Origin of the sequence: Proteus genomosp. 4 str. ATCC 51469 (assembly GCF_003144375.1) — a bacterium.
In the GTDB taxonomy this organism is placed as follows: Bacteria; Pseudomonadota; Gammaproteobacteria; order Enterobacterales; family Enterobacteriaceae; genus Proteus.
Window position 1 is genome coordinate 141,674 of record NZ_PENV01000011.1, and the last position, 19,083, is coordinate 160,756.

The 19,083-nt window shown below is 39.8% G+C and carries 13 protein-coding genes; 6 read left to right on the forward strand and 7 right to left on the reverse strand.

What is annotated here, in order from left to right:
* Positions 1–12: 12 nt before the first annotated feature.
* Entirely contained in the window at positions 13–1,599 is a 1,587-nt protein-coding gene (locus DK866_RS11505) for an FGGY-family carbohydrate kinase (RefSeq protein ID WP_109409002.1), read from the reverse strand.
* Between the two features lie 437 nt (positions 1,600–2,036).
* Here DK866_RS11505 and DK866_RS11510 point away from each other — a divergent pair, with 437 nt between their 5' ends.
* Positions 2,037–2,465 carry a hypothetical protein gene (locus tag DK866_RS11510; protein WP_109409003.1) on the forward strand — a complete coding sequence of 143 codons (429 nt, stop codon included), beginning with the start codon at positions 2,037–2,039 and terminating at the stop codon, positions 2,463–2,465.
* A 51-nt stretch (positions 2,466–2,516) separates the two neighbouring features.
* On the opposite strand, the gene DK866_RS11515 is transcribed toward DK866_RS11510, so the two are convergent.
* From DK866_RS11515 to DK866_RS11540, 6 genes are all read right to left on the reverse strand, one after another.
* Positions 2,517–3,269, reverse strand: a complete 753-nt coding sequence (locus DK866_RS11515) for an ABC transporter ATP-binding protein (protein ID WP_109409004.1) — start codon at positions 3,267–3,269, stop codon at positions 2,517–2,519.
* 24 nt (positions 3,270–3,293) lie between these two features.
* A complete protein-coding gene (locus tag DK866_RS11520; protein ID WP_109409005.1) occupies positions 3,294–4,109 on the reverse strand; it encodes an ABC transporter ATP-binding protein in 816 nt (271 codons plus the stop codon).
* Positions 4,087–4,956, reverse strand: coding sequence for a nickel/cobalt ABC transporter permease (gene opp1C, locus DK866_RS11525; RefSeq protein ID WP_109409006.1), 870 nt, complete (start codon positions 4,954–4,956; stop codon positions 4,087–4,089). The genes DK866_RS11520 and opp1C overlap by 23 nt, the downstream gene beginning before the upstream one ends.
* A 2-nt stretch (positions 4,957–4,958) precedes the next feature.
* Entirely contained in the window at positions 4,959–5,885 is a 927-nt protein-coding gene (opp1B, locus tag DK866_RS11530) for a nickel/cobalt ABC transporter permease (RefSeq protein WP_109409007.1), read from the reverse strand.
* A gap of 62 nt (positions 5,886–5,947) precedes the next feature.
* Complete coding sequence (gene nikA, locus DK866_RS11535; RefSeq protein ID WP_109409008.1) at positions 5,948–7,522, reverse strand: nickel ABC transporter substrate-binding protein; 1,575 nt, start codon at positions 7,520–7,522, stop codon at positions 5,948–5,950.
* Positions 7,523–7,541: 19 nt separating this feature from the next.
* Positions 7,542–8,321: a class I SAM-dependent methyltransferase gene (locus DK866_RS11540; RefSeq protein ID WP_109409009.1), complete on the reverse strand. Its 780-nt coding sequence runs from the start codon at positions 8,319–8,321 to the stop codon at positions 7,542–7,544.
* A gap of 433 nt (positions 8,322–8,754) precedes the next feature.
* Between DK866_RS11540 and DK866_RS20035 the strand changes: the two genes are divergently transcribed.
* The 5 genes from DK866_RS20035 (at position 8,755) to DK866_RS11565 (ending at position 19,074) form a co-directional block, all read left to right on the forward strand.
* Positions 8,755–10,308 carry a vWA domain-containing protein gene (locus DK866_RS20035; RefSeq protein ID WP_109409010.1) on the forward strand — a complete coding sequence of 518 codons (1,554 nt, stop codon included), beginning with the start codon at positions 8,755–8,757 and terminating at the stop codon, positions 10,306–10,308.
* A 580-nt stretch (positions 10,309–10,888) separates the two neighbouring features.
* Complete coding sequence (locus tag DK866_RS11550; RefSeq protein ID WP_109409011.1) at positions 10,889–12,364, forward strand: SrfA family protein; 1,476 nt, start codon at positions 10,889–10,891, stop codon at positions 12,362–12,364.
* Positions 12,365–12,367: 3 nt separating this feature from the next.
* Positions 12,368–15,352, forward strand: a complete 2,985-nt coding sequence (locus DK866_RS11555; protein ID WP_109409012.1) for a virulence factor SrfB — start codon at positions 12,368–12,370, stop codon at positions 15,350–15,352.
* A gap of 2 nt (positions 15,353–15,354) precedes the next feature.
* A complete protein-coding gene (locus DK866_RS11560; protein WP_244179696.1) occupies positions 15,355–18,063 on the forward strand; it encodes a putative virulence factor in 2,709 nt (902 codons plus the stop codon).
* A 3-nt stretch (positions 18,064–18,066) separates the two neighbouring features.
* Complete coding sequence (locus DK866_RS11565; protein WP_109409014.1) at positions 18,067–19,074, forward strand: hypothetical protein; 1,008 nt, start codon at positions 18,067–18,069, stop codon at positions 19,072–19,074.
* The last annotated feature ends 9 nt before the right edge of the window (positions 19,075–19,083 follow it).

The window sequence follows — 19,083 nt, forward strand, 5'->3', positions numbered from 1 at the left end:
AAAAATTCGTGGTCAACAATCTGACATCATTTCGTTATAACGTTGCTGATCTTGATACATCTGCAAATAAACTTGATATTTAGCTTGATGGAAGGCAAACGTGTCGCTATCTGGTGTAATAATGCCACCTTCTCTCACCATTGCACTGGCAGCTTTTGAGAAATCATCAAAGGCTTTACATGCTACAGCACCTAGTAATGCAGCCCCTAAATTCACCGCATCTTCTTCTTGTGCTAAATGAATTTCACGACCTGTCGCATTGGCATATTCGCGTAGCCACAATGGATTTTTCGTTGCTCCACCACACATCACGATGCGATTGATTTGATGTCCAGCATCTTCAAGTGTGTCAATAATATGGCGTGTGCCATAAGCAATAGATTGCAGTGTCGCAAGATAATAACGAGCCAATGCAACACGACCACTTTCCAGTGTTAACCCGCTTACCATGCCTTTTGCCGCAGGATTGGCGCGCGGAGAACGATTGCCATGATGGTCAGCTAAAACATGAAACTGTGTGGTTGGATATTGTTCATTTTCTTCCAATTCAGCGACAGCTTCGTTTAATAAGGCATAGTAGTTAACGCCTTTTTCATTCGCTTCTTGCTCTAATTCAGCCCATGATTCATGACGGCGGATAGACCATTCAACTAACGCACCAGCAGCACTTTGGCCGCCTTCGTTTAGCCATAACTCGGGTAACATCGCGCCAAAATAAGGACCCCAAACACCGGGTACCATAATTGGATATTGGCTCACAATCATATGGCAGTTAGACGTACCACTGATAATTGCCAAACTACCTTCAGGTTGTGATGCTGTTAATGCCAAGCCACCTGCATGTGCGTCAATAATGCCTGAAGCAACAATGACCCCTGTGTGCAAGCCAAATGCATTGGCAACCGCCTCATCTAAACAACCTGCTTGTTCACCTAATGCCAGAATGGTTTGTGGTACTTTTTCTAATAATTCATCCAAACCTACATCGGCTAACAAACTCTCACTAAATTGTCCCTGATGTGCTAAATAGTTCCATTTACAGGTTAATGTGCAGGTACTTGCTACATCTCCTGATGTTGCTTTCCAAACTAAAAAATCAGCTAAATCAAAGAATCGCCATACATTTTGATAACGTTCTGGGTAATGATTTTTTAACCACAGAATTTTCGGCAATTCCATTTCGATACTCACTTCACCACCGACATATCGTAGTGAAGGATCATTGGTCAGATTGATGGTGACCGTTTCTTGTACAGCCCGGTGATCCATCCACATGATGATATCTTGTTCAGCGTTACCGCTTGGCGAAACAGAAAGTCCTTTACCTTCTTTATCCACAGCAACCAAAGAACAAGTGGCATCAAAACCGATAGATTTCACATGGATAGGATCAATAGCAGATAACGCCACCGACTCTTTTACGGTAGTGCACACCTGCTGCCAAATATCGGTGGACGATTGCTCAACGAAATCCGTTTTAGGACGGAATTGGGCAATAGGGCGAACAGAAAAGCCTAAACGCTTTCCATTGCTATCAAATACCGCTGCACGGACACTGGCTGAGCCAACATCAACGCCAATAAAATATTGTTGTTCCATGCGAACCCTCATCATTTGCTAACGCTATGCTAATTTTTGCTACTTCGAGTTAGCAAGTTAATTCGAGCATGATGAAAAAACAATCACAATAAGATTGGTTTGTGATGCAGATCTACATCAATAATTTAATTGATTGATTTTAATGATAATTTATTTATTTCACTTTATTGATAATTTAAATGAAGTACTGAATCGATTATGTTCGTTACAAATATAACGAACATTTAATTAATGACCGAGTAAAAATACCTATTAAAGTATTAATAGGCTTATCATAAAATGATTTTATTAAAAGACATCTCACTAATAATTAAAAATATTATTCAAAAAAGAGTAAAGTACTAAAAATAATCATCTTCCTATTGTTATAACTTCCCATTGTTTTATTTTTAATAAGTTAATTTAAATTTATATATTCATTTTTGGAGCATTTGATCATGTTGAAAAATATTGCTGTCAGTCTCTCTCTACTACTTATTTCCTCTTCTGCTTTTTCAGCGACATTAGCAGAAAAAGAATTACACCAAAAATTTGAAGAGAATATTCAATCTCGTGTTGTTGATTTAAATAAAAGCTGTGATGCCAATATAAAAGTTGCTTTTGATTGGTCTGCATTTACTGCTGATGATTTAAAAACAACAGGGGTTGATAGTTATTGTAGTGAAGGACTAAAAGGTGTAATAAATACCTGTGAAAGCTCTAAAATCGCCCAAGAAACAGTAAAAGAAAAAATACAGAATATCACCTGTTCTAAAGCAACGCCTCGTAGTATTGAACTCAAAGAAGGTACGCTGAATTTCGGTATTGATTTCAATGCCTCAAATGATGCAAAAGCCGTTCAAGAACACTTAATGAATAATCTCTAAATAGATTAAATTCAGCAAACAGCAATACTTAAAAGTATTGCTGTTTATTAATTAGATAACAGATTGAATAAGTTTTTTAGAATAATCATGCTTAACATTACCTAGATTATCTACCTCACATAATTCAATTTTCTTACCTTGTAAAAAGAACATGACTTTATCGCAAAAGTAAGCAACCGTTTGAATATCATGACTGATAAAAAGATAAGATAATTGGAATTCTTCTTTTAACTGTTTTAATAAATCTAATATCTGTACTTGGGTAGGAATATCTAGCGAGCTAAGCGCTTCATCTAATACAATCAATTTAGGGTAAGAAGCTAATGCACGACATAAACATACCCGTTGTGCCTGCCCACCTGACAGTTCATATATATAACGCCGATAACAATTTTTAGGTAATCCCACTTTATCTAAAAAAGCAAAAATCAGCTTTTCTAATGCCTGATGATGAATACTTGGGTCCACTATTTTTACTGGCTCAGCAATAATTTCGCCAACCGTTAATGTGGGATTAACGGATGTTGTATAATCTTGGAAAACAATACTAATAATACCTTGGCGATGAAGTCGTTTTGTCACTGATTTATTATTCAAATAGATAGCACCACTATCTGGTAATTCTAATCCACAAATTAAACGTGCTAAGGTGCTTTTACCACTGCCACTTTCCCCCACTAAACCAAAAGTTTCTTGGGTATTTATATTAAAAGAAAGAGCATCAATAACCTTCACTTTCTCACCGAATAAAGTGTTATTCCTTTGAGTATAAAACTTACTGATATTCTCAACGTTTAATAACATAGCGTCTCTTTTATTATGATGATATTAATATGTTTTTTTATTAATCAATTGCTCGAAACGCAACGAAAGCTGTCGCCGTGCATTAATTAAATAACGCGTATATTCCTGTGTTGGAGATGTTAAAACGGTTGTTTTATCACCAAATTCAACCATTTTTCCCCCTTGCATCACGATAATATCATCGGCAATTTCATTCACGAGCCCTAAGTCATGGGAAATAAAAATCAGCGTTGAGTGATGAGTCGTTACGACAAGCTGGAGCAATTTTAAAATCTCTCGACGAAGAGGAGCATCAAGTGCCGTTGTGGGTTCATCAGCAATTAATAGTTTAGGTGACAAGGCGAGCGCAATCGCAATCATCACACGTTGTAGTTGTCCGCCGCTTAATTGATGAGGGAACGCCTGTATAATAGATTGAAATTGATGAGGAAAAACATGAGATAATGCCAATTGAGTTTCTTCTAGAGCTTGTTTTTTAGTATAGGAAAAATGGTAGATTAACGTTTGACTAATTTGCTTGCCTATTTTCATCAAAGGATCAAACGCACTCATGCCATTTTGAACAATCAAACCTAAAGATGTTCCCAATAAAGCTCGACGTTGAGAAAATGCCTCATCACTGATTTTCTTTCCTGCAAAAAAAATCTCCCCTGATATTGCTAATTGTTCAGGCAGTAATCCCATAATGGCTTTGCTGATCACACTTTTTCCACTACCACTTTCTCCGACAATCGCTAATGTGCGTCCTTGCTTTATCGAGAAAGAGACATCATCAATCAGCTTTTTTCCGCTTTCTTGATGAATAACAGAAACATGCTCAAGCGTCAGTAAGTTGTTCATGCTTTTCTCCTACTGACTGGCGATTATCAGGATCAAACACATCACGTAAAAAATCACCCCAAAAGTTAAAGGCTGTGACAACAAGAGTGATAGCAATCCCCGCAGGCAACATCTGTTCTGGATGTAATACCATGACATTTTTTGCTTCACTGAGCATATTTCCCCATTCTGGGGTTGGTGGTTGTACGCCTAACCCTAAAAAAGAGAGCGCCGAGATCATTAAAATAACACTGCCAATATCGGTTGATGCTAAGACGATAGTTTCAGCAAAAGTCACCGGTAATAAGTGACGTCGTAAAATATGATGAGAAGGCGCACCAATCACACGGGCGTAAGCAATATAATTACGGTGTGAATATTGACGAACAACCCCTCTGATCATTCTGGCATACCATGCCCATTTCACTAAAATAACGGCAATTAAGATATTACCAATACCCGGCCCCATTATTCCCACTAATGCTAAGATCATAATTTCTGCAGGAAATGACAAAACCACATCACATAATCGCATAATCAATGTGTCTGTTTTTCCATGGAAAAATCCAGCTAACATGCCCATTAGCCAGCCAATGATTAATGTCACACTCATAGCTAATAAGGCATAAAATACCGTGGTTCTTACACCAAACAATAATCGTGAAAAGATACAACGCCCTAAATTATCCGTACCTAACGGATAATCAAAACTCATAGGCTTAAATTTCAAACGTATTGAGGTTAATGTGGGATCATGCGGTGCTAACCAAGGTGCAAATATTCCAGCGATGACCACAATTGTGATCACCAATAAACACAATTGCGCACTTTTATCTTTTGCAAGTCGTTGCCAAAACAGTTGCCACATAATTATCTCCTTAACCGCGGATCAGCCATCATTTGAATGACATCCATCAAAAAGTTAAAAAAGAGAAATAGCAGTGACATCAATAAAATATAGGCCTGTATCATCGGATAATCACGACCAAATATGGCGCTGATACATAGTCGCCCAATTCCCGGCCATGCAAAAATATTTTCAATCACGACTGTACCAGCAATTAGCTTTGGAATACTCATACCCAATGCCGTTAAACTGGAATACAGCGAATTTCGTAAAATATGACGACGTAAAATAAGGTTGTCAGGTAATCCTCGCGCTTTGGCATAAAAGACATAAGGCTGATGCCATTGGTTTAACATCGCACCTCTTAACAGCCGTAAATAAGTACCGATGTACCCTAAAGAAAGCGCTAATGCAGGCAAAATAACAGATTGTGGCGATAACATTCCACTGACAGGAAGCCAATCTAAATAAACGGCGACTCCCCAAATCAATAGCAATCCTAACCAATAATTAGGTATAGCCGTTAAAACAAACACAATGAAACGAATGCATTTATCTGTAAAACTTTGAGGTTTAGCCACACACCACAATGCTAAAGGTAGTGCCAAAATAATCGTAAAGAATAAAGCCGTTGAAGCTAACCAAAGCGTTGGAGGTAATGCCCTTAGCATCTCTTGAATAACTGGGGTTCTAGTAAGAAAAGAAGTACCAAAATCGAGCTGAAACCCTGCCATTAACCATAAAAAATAACGGGTAAAGAAAGGCTTATCTAAACCTAACTCATGACGCATACCATCAATAGCTTCAGGGGTTGGCACAATTTCATTGACACGTAATGCGACTTCCGCAGGATCAGACGGCGCCAATTCCAACAGAATAAAAGCAATAAATGAAATCATTAGTGCCAGCGGAAATATCGCCAACACTCTCCAGAATATATAACGTAGCATCAGATTTAATCAGTGTGGCACTTTCATATAAGGTGCCACACTTATCTAAGTGAGCGTTCTAATTACGGATTAAAATACATTTTTTCAAACGGTATTTCATATTGAGACGGATTAAAGCCAACATTTTCTAATTCACTGCGATGGATAGCCTTAGTACGTGAATAGGTTAATGGGATATAGACCGCTTGATCAGCTAATGACGTAAATAAGGTTTTATATAATTCCTGGCGTCGTGTTTCATCAGGTGTAATTAATAGCTCACCAATCATGGCATCTAATTGTGCTTTATTCGCTAATCCTTTTTGTCCTTGGTAATCAGCATGAGCAGGTATTCTAAAAGATGAAACAAAGGAAGCTGGATCGTAAGGAGTTCCCCATGAAAGCGAATATTGCAAATCAAAATCGCCATTTTTTTGTCTATCTAAATAAGCTTGTTTTTCTTCACCTAAAATCGTCAAGCCAACACCAATCTTTTTAAAATCATCTTGAATAAGTTCAGCAATTTCTTTTTCTACTGCGTTATTCACATTATAAGAGAGTAATAATTGTAGTTTCTGACCCTCTTTTTGACGGATAGTCTCACCTTTTGGTAATACCCAACCCGTAGCCTCTAATAATTCAACCGCTTTTGTAGGCTGATAAGCATAGATTGGCGAGCTAAAATCACAATAAGGCACACTGCGCGCCATTAAAGTATCTGCGACTTTTTCACTACCCGCTAAAATACCTTGTGCAATCCCCTCTTTATCGACGGCATATTGTAATGCTTGGCGAACATGTTGGTTTGATGTCATTGGACGACTACTGTTTAACACAATAGCGCGAGATGCAATTGGGGCGCTCATTTCAGTTTTAAATTTATCTGATGCCATAAGAGCTTCAAATGAATCCATATCTAACATGTCACCATCAGCACCAAATATAAGCTGAATATCACCTTTTTGTAGCGAAAGTAGCATCGTTTGTCTGTCTGGGATCACCCGCCACATTACCCCATTTAATACAGGTTTTTCTCCCCAATAATTTGGGTTAACTTTAAACTCTGCGTATTGGTCTTTTTTATGTTCAGTTAATACCCAAGGCCCCGTACCAATATAGTTCGCAACACCTGTTTTTGTTTTGCCATTAATAAATGAATTTGGCGAAATAAAGCGGAATGGGCGAGTTAAACCTAATTCAGTTAATGTTGGGTAGTAAGGGTTTTTTAAATTTAATTTAACGGTAAATTCATCAACAACTTCAACGCTATCAATTTGACGAACTAACTCTAACCATGCATGTCGTTCATAGTTATCTAATATGGCTTCAATATTTAATTTTACAGCTTTGGCATTAAACGGTTCGCCATCACTAAAGGTCACATCATGACGTAAATAAAAGGTATAACTTTTGCCGTCGGGGGAAATATCCCAACGTTCCGCTAAATAAGGAGCAACACCTTTTTCGGTATTTAATACAAGAGATTCAAATACCATGTTTTGAGCTGCCATCTCACCAGAGTAGAGATGAGGATTAATATCACGAATATCTTTTGTACTGGCATAATCCAGTATGTTATTGCTTTGATCTGCAAGTGCTGGAAATGCACATGCAAGTGTTAATAACAGGGTTGGGATCACCGAAAATAAAGGCTTCACGTTATTCTCCTTTCATTATTTATGCGTTGTTTTTTTGTGCGTGGATCATAAACATCGGCGTTGACCCATAATTAATTTTTTCTTCTTCATTCCACACAAAATCACCAATGCGAGTATCTATCATGTATCGATTAAAACCAATCTCCAGCAACGTATTAATGTCCCATTGAGGACGTTTTATTTGACTTAATGGAAGTTGACGCGCAATTCGCTCCATCTCTTTTGTATCTGTATTCACATAGTGATCTTCAACTTGTTCTTCTATTGAACGAGCTCTATCTGCGACAAAACCTTGCCAATAAGTCTCGTCAAAAAGGTGTAAATACCAGTTAGCATCAAAATTAATTAAACTACCGCCAGGCTTTAATACACGAAACCATTCTGAATACGCCACTTGTGGTGCTTTTAAATTCCAAGTGACATTACGGCTGACAACAAGATCAAACTGTTCATTGGCAAAAGGCAGTTGATGTACATCGCCACGAATAAATTGAATATTTACCTTGTGTGTTTGTGCATTTTGTTTGGCTTCCTGCAACATGCCTTCCGTTGCATCAATTGCCGTGACATCATGTCCTGATAACGCTAATAAAATGGCAAAAAAGCCTGGGCCAGTTCCAATATCTAATACTTTTAAAGTTTCACCCTCTTTAACATGCCCTAATAATAAATGGCGCCATTTTTGTTGTTTCTCACTCAGCAATTCTTGTTGATTAGACTCACTATAACTTTCTGCTCTGATATTCCAGTAACGAGTTACATCATTAAGTAATGGGTTATTATTTATTTTATTTGTCATCAGAAACCTACGGTTGTATCAACGTAAAGAGGGAGAATAAATTCCCTCAAAAGCGAATGATTTGGCTATTTTATAGTGTGGGTAACATACCTTGTAACCCGTCGATACTCTATGTGCTATATCAATATTCATCAGCACTCAATGGTGAGAATTGGCTGATTTGTAATCTTCGCCTTTAACATAAATGCGCCATCCTAAGGGGTAAAAAGATAAATAAGCAAATAGATTATTTTGCCTGTTAAAATAGAGAAATAAATTGAGCGAATTTAGCAATAAACTAAAGCCTAAGTGCTATAAAAATTTATTTTGCCTTAGATTAAAAAAATGAACGCTTTAATTTCACCTTTTTAATAAAACCGTTATAGTCAGTAATATTGATATCTTAATTTTCTCTCTTTAAACGAATATAGCCGTCACGAAGGCTCTCTAAAATATGAATCGAATTTCACGATTAACGGCTGATATTACCCGCGCCGATTTTGCCTTAACTCATCAACAGCAGTTACTCCAATTGCTGACACAACATTTTCCGACTAAGTATCGAACGCTATTTGCCACGCCCGAAAAGAAATCGGATGATGTCATTGAATGGTATTCTGCTGTTTCTGGTAATCCTGTTGCTTTGACCTCGTTACAAGGCCAAGAACAACAAGAGATAAGACGCATTTTAGATGAACGCCTTAACGACATTAAAACGCAAACAGCGCTATTAGCTTCGCAAAACAGAATTACAGATGAAGAGCGCCACCTTTTAGATACGGCATCAACACTGCCTGATAGTGAAAGTGTCTATGTGATTAATGGGCAACCTGTTATTACATGGTGGCCACGAACAACCCCATTACCACCACCGATTGCACAAGTTACCGCCGGTGCAAGTGCCGCGGCTGCGGGTGCCGCACTTGCTGATGTGCCAGCCAAAACACGCAATCGCTGGTTACGTTGGCTATTACTCTTCTTATTCTTACTGTTTTTAATTTTATTGGCATCTTGGCTAAAAGGGTGTTTTGATCCCAAGGCTGTTCCTCCTGTTGTGGAAGAAAAACCTGCCGTCGTAATACCACCAGAACCTGCACCTGAGCCAGAGCCTATTCCTGAGCCAGAACCTGTACCAGAGCCTATTCCTGAGCCAGAACCTGTACCAGAGCCTATTCCAGAGCCGATCCCTGAACCCGTCCCAGTACCGGAACCCATTCCTGAGCCAAAACCTGTGCCCAAACCAGTGCCGGTGAAAAAACTCACGCCACTAGAAGCTTGTGTACAAGATGAATTAAAAAAAGCGGGGATGACAGAAAAGACAGCGAATGCAACCTGTGAAAATCGCTTAGCCAGTAAGATAAAACAAATGTGTCCAGCAGATCGCCCACCAGAACTGGCACCACAGGTGATTATTATCTTTGATGCTTCAGGCTCAATGGCGTTGAGTATGAGCTTAACAGAAGATGATTTAGACTTTATTGCAAACACAGGAAAACTCTTCGCGGGCTATGATGCCGAACCTCGTCGGATCACTGTGGCAAGAAATGCAGCAACAAAGATTATTAATAGTATTCCTTCAGATATGAAAATTACTACCGTTGTGGCATCAGATTGCGGTGTAGTGAAATCAAGTCCTGCTTATGGTGGCAATGAACGCTCAAAATTACTTAACTACATTAAACGTATTGAACCTGATAGTGGCACACCATTAGCCGAGTCTATTCAACGAGCGGGTTCTCTAATCAAAGGCAATAATCGTGACACAATTATTGTCTTGTTATCTGACGGTTTAGAGTCTTGCGATCAAGATCCATGCGCAGCAGCCAGAACTTTAAAACGTGCCCACCCTCGCGCCGTAATTAACGTTGTTGATATTTTAGGCACAGGCGCAGGCAACTGTGTGGCAAATGCAACGGGCGGTAAAGTCTTCACTGCGCGTAATGCCAATGAGGTCAGTTTAATGACTCGAAAAGCGATTGAAGATTATATTCCGAAGAACTGTAAATAATGATTGATTACAGTTTTTAATATTTATTTCACCCTCTTTGTTTCAACATTGAGGGTGAAATTTTTCACCTATTACGCATAATTTATTATTATATTGAAGCCAGTAGGTGCTATATCTTATCTATTTAAGACCCTTCTTTAATTGCGTATTTTGTTTCTTTTCTTATTCACTCATTATTCAGAACAAACCTATTTTGTGATTACTATCACAGCGACCAAATGTTATCTGATGGTTTACCTTTTTATATTTTGTCTTTTTTTTCTTCTATTTCATTATTTTTTAATGTAAAAACCAATATATCGGTGGTTTTATCCGTATATTTAAGAAAATATAGCGCAACCTGTAACGTCATTATTTAATTATCATAATCGTTATCTCAATATTCCTCTTTTACTCAAGAAAAATAAAAAAGTCTTTAATAATAATCAGTTAATTAACCCTAAATAATCCGCTAGATAGACACCCAATTTCTGATAATATAAAATGTATATAAATTTTATATCTTTATTTTTAGCCTTAAAGCCTATTTACGGATAAGCCAACTTACCCATAGATAATCTTGCCTAGCGGAATGATCGTCGTGAATAAAGCATTCTTACGAAGTGGTAAATTAGAAAGTTACCTCCCTATGGGAGAAAATGGACAGGCTGTTTATATCTCTGCACTGCAGCTACGTGAAACTTTGCGTTTAAGAGGAAAGGCACATATTTCTCAATGCCTTGCCATTCCTCAGCCAAATGAAACGGGCGAACGTATTGACTGGTATTCACCGATTGACGGCTCTGTTATCCCTTGGTCTGCGGCTTCAGAAGAAGAGCGTACTGCTGCTTATGCTGTGCTGAAAAAAAATCAAGATGATTTAATCGCCTTTAGCGAACAAGAACAGAAGAGGGATGGAAATAAAGAAAGTCAGCTTTTTGGCGCACTCCTCAGTAAAACAATCCAATTTCCTGACGAAAACCATATTTTTATTGTTGATGGCCAACCGATTATTACCTTTTGGGGATTTGTCAGCGCCAATCAACAACTAAGAGTTGATCCTGTTGCTTGCTTAAAACCCGTTGTTGCGACAATCGCACCAACATCAACAGCCATTCCACCCGTACAAGAAAAAGTCATCATTACTGACACGAAGCGCCCTTGGTGGCGTTTTTTATGGTGGCTGTTACCTTTATTATTACTACTACTCGCTATTTTCTTCTTAAGAGGCTGTTTCTCAACACCGACATTACCAACCGTCGATATTAAAACGCCAGATATTGAAGCGCCTAAGCTACCCGATCCTACGCTTGAAAAGCCAAAAGTCCCTACAGTGGTCACTAATGGCCACACCGTTGGTGTTCCAACAGGTACAGTTCACACAAATACATTAGCCACCGTAGATGCCAATGGAAATGTGATTAATGGCACTGATGGTAACGGCGCAATAGTTGATCCTAATACTGGTTTACCCGTGGTTGATCCTCAAATAGATAATAACCAAGGTGCTTTACCTGATGGCGCTGCGCCCGATGAGGCACAACAACCAAATGTGCCTCCTGTTGATCCCGCAACACAAAATGAGCAACCAAAAACAGATACTCCTCCAAATGCAGGAAATGAGAACAATACTGCTAACCCTCCGGTTGATCCTAATGCACCACCAGATGTCACGCCACCAGCCACAGCTGATAACACAACACCACTGACTATTCCTGCAAATGCGTTAGCCAATGGCTCAACCCAATTCCTTAATGGCCAATGGAAAGCAGGTGCAGGTATTCAAGATCAAAAAACAGGTAAACCATTGAGCCTGAACTATCAATTAGATAATGGCAAAGGACAAGTCGTCATGACACGCAGTGATGGCGTGACCTGCAAAGCCCCTGTTAACGCAGCCGTCAATCAAGGTGGACTGAATATAAATAACCAAGGTCAGGCTCTGTGTAGTGATGGCTCAAACTATTTGATGCCAAATATTATTTGCCAACCTGGAAGCCAAAATATTGCTGATTGCCAAGGGAAATATGAGAACAGTCAGCCATTCCCATTATCAATGAAGCGGGAGAATAATTAATTCATGTTAGCGCCACTGACCGATTATAAAGATAAAATTACCCTTATCCGTGACAGCAATATTCAGTTTCTGGATTTTGGTTTTACGCTACCACAGCGCAAAGAGTACGGTGAGTTTGTTAAAAAAGGTGAAAACGGCCCGTTAATGCGACTCATCTACAATGAGCGAGACGATAACTATCTTTATCCAGCACCGAAAAATCAACCACAAACGCCTAGAGAAGCAGAATTTAGCTTCTCTCTTGATGAGTCATTAAATTTACTCAATGACACTTGGTTACCAGTACCATTTTTCCGCTTTAATCCGCCACGTTCATTCTCTCAAGGCCCTGATAACTGGGTGAGAATGATGTTTCACCAACTGCCAGAGCCAGATGAAGACGGGCATACACATCGCATTGTAGTGGCTTTTGATACTCGCATTGAACCCAATCGCACGAATACAGCTTATCTAGCACCAAACGAAGAAGATGTTCGTTCTGGTGTTGCTTTTGCACTAGCTTATCTAGGTTATGAGGTGGAAAATTTCCTTGAAACACCTTGGATTGATGGTTGGTTAAAGGAAGTCTTTAGTGAAAGAGCGCTAGCGGTCACTAAGATATACCATGATGAACTTGAAGAAGCGATTAAAGAGTTTCAACATCAAGCACATTATCTCAATTTGCTCAATATCTTAGGTGAGAAACTCCACTTACCTGAGATCAAAATTAATGAAACCAAACCGCAAGAGCCTGCCATTGAAGTTGACCTTATTCTTGATGTGGGTAACTCACGTACATGTGGGATCTTAATTGAAGATCATATCAATGATAATAAAGGGTTAACTCAACTTTATGAAATGACATTGCGTGATTTAAGCCACCCTTATCAAATCTACAACGAGCCTTTTGAAAGCCGTGTTGAATTTGCGCAAGCAGAATTTGGTAAACAAGACTTTTCAGTCAGTAGTGGGCGAAATAATGCCTTTATGTGGCCAACTATTGGTCGCGTTGGCCCTGAAGCTAACCGCATGGCGGCACAACGCTTAGGAACCGAAGGCTCAACAGGTATTTCAAGCCCTAAACGTTATTTATGGGATGATTCGCCGTATTCTCCAGGTTGGCGCTTTAGTCGCTCCTTTGGTCAAACAGACAGAGAACCATTAGCAACTGCTGTACCTATGACCTATCTGCTTAACGATCATGGTGAACCGTTATTCCGTTTAGAGCCTGACTTGCGCATGCCTGTCTTTACGCCAAACTACACACGTAGTTCATTAATGACCATGATGTTAACCGAAGTGTTAGCTCAGGCATTAACGCAAATGAACAGCCCGGCTCAGCGTCTTAAAATGAGTCACGCAAGTGCGCCTCGTCAATTACGCAATATCATTTTGACTATTCCACCCGCAATGCCAAAACCAGAGCGTGCTATTTTTGAAACATGCATGGAAAACGCATTAGGCTTAATTTGGAAAGCAATGAATTGGGATCCGACTGACGAAAAACTGAATTTTGATGGCAAAGATACCCAATGTCGCATACCCATGCCTAATATCCACGTTAAGTGGGATGAAGCCACTTGTGGTCAATTAGTTTATCTCTACAACGAAACTCAAATTAAATTTGGTGAGCGCACAGAGGCTTTTTTTGCCAGCCAAGTGAGGGAAGATAACCGAGCATTAACGGGTGATAGCACATTAAAAATTGCCTCAATTGATATTGGTGGTGGCACAACCGATCTCGTTATCACTCGCTATAAACTGGATACGGGAACAGGAAGTAACGTCAAAATTATTCCAACACAATTATTCCGCGAAGGATTCAAAATTGCGGGTGATGATATTTTATTAGATATCATCCAGATTTGTGTTTTGCCAGCATTACGCACCGCATTAACAGACGCGGGTATTTCTGATGCCGATGCCCTGATGTCTTCTCTTTTTGGTAGTGAAGGTTTAGATGCGGGTCAGCAAGTGTTGCGCCAACAGCTTACCTTACAAATCTTCAATCCAATTGGATTACGTATTTTAAGCCAATACGAAAACTTCGATCCATTAGTGCCTCATGAAGGCATTAACAGCACCTTTGGCGAATTGCTAAATGTTCAACCAACAGAGCATGTGCGACGTTATATTGACGATGCCGCCAATAAAGAGTTAGGTGGCGGAGATAGTTTCTCTATCTTGAATGTGCCAGTGCAAATTAACTTTACACAACTACACGCTGAATTTATTTCAGGTGAACGTATTAACATCACCCGTAGTTTAAAAGCACTGTGTGAGGTGCTTTATTACTACTCCTGTGATGTTTTACTACTCACAGGCCGCCCTTCTCGCTTACCAGGTATTCAAGCACTGTTAAAAGTATTACAGCCTGTACCACCTTCTCGTATATTGCCATTACATGGTTACAAAACGGGTGGTTGGTATCCGTTTAACAAAAAAGGCCGCATTGATGATCCAAAATCAACGGCTGCGGTTGGTGCGATGTTGTGTTTAATGGCTGAAAATGCACGTTTGCTCAACTTCTATTTCTCAACAGGTAATTTTAAAACTTACTCAACAGTGCGTTATTTAGGGATGTTGGATAATAACAACACCATTTCTGATAATGACGTTTATTACCGAGATATCCAGGATAAGTTTGAGCCTGATCCAGATACCTATTTTGAAGTCAGAGGCGGGATACGTTTAGGTTTCCGTCAATTAGATAATGCCCGTTGGCCAGCCTCGCCACTCTATACATTACGCATTAAAAATCCGAAATTGGCACAACAATTAAGCCAAGAAGACAGCGTATTGCATATCAAGCTAGGAGAAGAGCGCGGAGCCTCTAGCCATAATAATGACAATAAATCTGAAAAATTACGTATTGAAGAAATGGAGCTCATTAATGGTAAAGGTGGCGTTAATAAGAGTGGTTTAAGCTTCAAACTCAATACGTTAGCAGACAGTGGTATTGGCGAAACATCCTATTGGCTGGATAGCGGGAGTGTACTAGGTAAATGAATATGATGGATGAAAAACAGTTAACAGCTAAATGGGATGCCATTTATCAAGGTGCAGGCAAAGCCATTGATTGGGTTAGCGCAGTAAGAGGTAATGCACCTCGTTTAAATACAGAAGCAGATAGCCTTATCTATCGCCTGCGTCGTAGCCGTAATATGGCAAAGAACCTCAGCTTAGCGACCCAACGCCCAATGTCAGTCGGCTTCTTTGGTCTGTCTCAAGCAGGAAAATCGTACCTGATCTCAGCCCTTGCTGCGGGACAAGAAGGTCGTTTAAGAACCAGCATGTCAGGTAAAACTCTTGATTTTATCGACCATATCAACCCACCTGGCGGCGGCAAAGAGGCTACAGGATTAGTCACTCGCTTTAGTCGCAAAGCAACGAAAGGTACGCAAGAGTTTCCAGTAGAGCTACACCTTTTTAGCGAAATTGAAATTGTTAAGATCCTTGCTAATGCTTACCTGTATGACTTTAATCAGGAAAAAATTGATTTTGAATTAGATGAAGAAAAAATCTCTCGTTTAATCAGTTCATTAAGTTCACAATGTAGTGCCACAACTGTCGCAGGTATTACGCACGATGATGTCGTTTCATTATGGGATTATCTGCAACGTCACGCCGAAAAAAGCCAGAAAAAATTAGCAACAACCTATTGGCCTAAAGCGATTGAATTAGCACCTTATCTCAGCATAGCCCAACGTGCTAAGTTATTTTCAGTGTTATGGGGCGACATTGCAGAACTGACATCGGCTTATCAGCGTTTTAGTACCACACTTGCCTCTTTAGGCAATGCACCATTAGTTTTGGCTCCACTTTCTTCTTTAGTCAAAGAACAAGACGGTGTGTTAGTACAAAACGACAGTATTATGAACGTAGATATGCTAGAGCGTCTCAATACTGCCAATGATAGCCAGATCAGCATTTGCCCTGTTCATGGTGATCGTATTGATGCCCCTGTAACCCTTTCTTTAGCGGAACTGACCGCGCTCACCGTTGAATTAGTCGTACCATTATTAGATGCACCAAGCAAAACGCTGTTTGAACAGGTTGAGCTACTAGATTTTCCGGGTTATCGCGGACGTTTAGGGGTTGAAACCATGGCGGATGTGCGCCGTCAAGTCAATGATGATAGCGCAAACCCACTCGCTCAACTTATTCTTCGGGGTAAAGTCGCCTATCTGTTTGAGCGTTATACCGATAACCAAGAAATGAATGTACTGGTGGTTTGTACCGCATCAAACAAACAATCCGATGTAAAAGAAGTCGGTGCCGTACTCACAGAATGGATCAATAACACGCAAGGTAAAGATGCACAAACTCGTGCTAAACGCCCTTCTGGCTTGATTTGGGCAATGACCATGTTTGATATGCGTATTACCAACTCCTTAACCATGAATGAAGCGTTATTACGCCAATCATGGGGTAAAGGTGGCATGATAAAAATGGCGATGTTAGAGCGCTTTGGTCAATATGAATGGATGTCATCAGATTGGATTAATGGTGAAGCGTTTAATAACACCTTTTTAGTACGTAAACCGGGCGTACCCACTCCGTTTATTCAAATCAGTAATGGTAAAGAAACGGTTCTAAATGAAGATAGTGTTTCACAATTACATCTGATGAAAAAAACCTTTGCTGAAGATGAAACTGTCCAACGTTACATTCGTGAACCAGACCAAGCATGGGATGCCATGTTGTCGCTTAACGATGGTGGTATGCAACGCCTTGCTGATTATCTTGAAACCGTTGCCTTAAAATCACTAAAACTTGAACGTATCAGTGAGCAACTGCAAGAAATTCAACGTGATTTAATCGGTCATCATCTTGAAAAATGGTATCAATCAGGTGGTGAAGAGGAATTACAGGTAAAACGCCGTAATGCCGCGACTATTTTGCGTTTTATGCAAAGTCGCCCTTATTTACAAGGTGCATTACTAGATTACCTGTTGCCTTCTCGTAAATCTCTCTACGACCTGTATATGCAGGAAAAAGAGGTTGTCGATACTCTTTCTGACAACAAAAAAGCAACACAGGTCCCAGTTTCTGCCTTTGCCGCTATGGAACAACCGACTTTTGATCTCTTTAGCGATGCGCCAATCTCTTTGGTGCCAGAAGAAGATGAAGCTCCCAAAGGCCACGGCAACGAGGTTACCTACCCTAAAAAAGTGATGGCATTATGGATAAATCATCTACGTAGTCTGCCTGATAACAGTACATTATTAACCTATCTAGGCATCGACCAAGAAATTATGGTTCTGTTAGTTGATGAGCTTATTACAGCTATCAATCGTCTTGGTGTTGAACAACGTATGTTGAAAACTTTGGCAGGAACAGAAGCCATTGCCCGTCGTGATGACTTAGCCGAACAGCAATCCTCTCGCGTTTATAATGTACTGGGTGATTTTATTACTTGGTTTAATTTCAAAGATAACGGTGTTGAGAAGCCAGATAGCAAAATCAATGCAGGTCATAAGATCTTTGAAAGACCCGATAACACTAGCGTGCAATGGGGTGATGATGAGCGTTTAGTCCGCTTACCCACTAACCCTGTTAACTATACCCTTTTATTTGTAATTGATTGGCTTATCGCTTTATCAGCGATTATTACTGAGAACGCAGGACATTCAGCTGGAAGAGAAATCAGTGCTGAACAAAACGCACAGTTAGGCCAAATCATTCAAACCATGAAATCATCCGTCGTGGAGTCATAATTCGTGTTTAATCCAGAATTAAAACCCGTACAACCTGCTCGTCCTGGCTTTGCGGTATTAAGTATTCGAAATTGGGAAGGTGATGCTTCCCCTGTTTATTTAAGCATTCAGCGTAACCAAGATCGCTATTTCTTAAATGATAAAGGGGAGTGGGTAGGTAATGCCTTTTTCCACCAGCTTGCTCTTGAAGATGCCGAGGAAGGCTATCAAATCGTTCTTGATAAAACGTTAGTTGATCCCCTTGTTAGCAACTTACAAATGGCCTATCAATTTACGTTAAAAGACGATAATGAAACACAAGATATTGGCCGATTACGTATTCGTGATGGTGTATTAGCCTCTCAAGCACAAGGTCAAAGTGAAGCATTAAAATCAACGGCGACATTAGATACTCAAGCTGTTCCACCAACTCCTATTATCGAAACATCACCGGAGCCGGAGCCTGAAGTAGTCAAAGAGCCTGAACCTGAGCCGATTATTCCTGAAATTAAGGTAGATGAACCGCCACAACGGCCGACACCACCTACACCAAAAAAATCTAAAATTGGTTTAATTTTAGCGATTATCTTGATCTTAATTTTAGCGGGTATCTTAACGTGGTTCTTCTTACTAAGAGGCAATCCAGCAGGCGAACCCGCGCCACAACCGACACCAGAGCCATCAACACCAAGTGTGTGTAGTGTTGAAAATATGAAATCAGGTACGGCGCTCGCTTTTGTACAAAGTTGTATACAGAGCCAACCAGATAGCAAAACTATTCTTACAACGATTGAACAAGCTAAACAGAACAATCAATGTGACGTTGCTCAGCGTTTATATGCATATAAAGCACAATCAGGTGATGTTGAAATCGCACTAAATTATGCTCGTGAATACGATCCAGAAACCGCGTCAGCACAAGGTTGCTTTGGTGCAGACAAAGAAACGGCCATCTATTGGTACGAAGCTGTTCTTAATCATGACTCACAAAACAGTGACGCAAAAGCGCGTCTTGAAGCACTGAAAAAATAGGAAAGTCGT

What these genes read in the sequence shown, in the direction of transcription:
- DK866_RS11505 (WP_109409002.1), bottom strand. Translation starts at nt 1,599, where the DNA reads ATGGAACAACAATATTTTATTGGCGTTGATGTTGGCTCAGCCAGTGTC.
- DK866_RS11510 (WP_109409003.1), top strand. Translation starts at nt 2,037, where the DNA reads ATGTTGAAAAATATTGCTGTCAGTCTCTCTCTACTACTTATTTCCTCT.
- DK866_RS11515 (WP_109409004.1), bottom strand. Translation starts at nt 3,269, where the DNA reads ATGTTATTAAACGTTGAGAATATCAGTAAGTTTTATACTCAAAGGAAT.
- DK866_RS11520 (WP_109409005.1), bottom strand. Translation starts at nt 4,109, where the DNA reads ATGAACAACTTACTGACGCTTGAGCATGTTTCTGTTATTCATCAAGAA.
- opp1C (WP_109409006.1), bottom strand. Translation starts at nt 4,956, where the DNA reads ATGTGGCAACTGTTTTGGCAACGACTTGCAAAAGATAAAAGTGCGCAA.
- opp1B (WP_109409007.1), bottom strand. Translation starts at nt 5,885, where the DNA reads ATGCTACGTTATATATTCTGGAGAGTGTTGGCGATATTTCCGCTGGCA.
- DK866_RS11540 (WP_109409009.1), bottom strand. Translation starts at nt 8,321, where the DNA reads ATGACAAATAAAATAAATAATAACCCATTACTTAATGATGTAACTCGT.
- DK866_RS20035 (WP_109409010.1), top strand. Translation starts at nt 8,755, where the DNA reads ATGAATCGAATTTCACGATTAACGGCTGATATTACCCGCGCCGATTTT.
- DK866_RS11555 (WP_109409012.1), top strand. Translation starts at nt 12,368, where the DNA reads ATGTTAGCGCCACTGACCGATTATAAAGATAAAATTACCCTTATCCGT.
- DK866_RS11560 (WP_244179696.1), top strand. Translation starts at nt 15,355, where the DNA reads ATGATGGATGAAAAACAGTTAACAGCTAAATGGGATGCCATTTATCAA.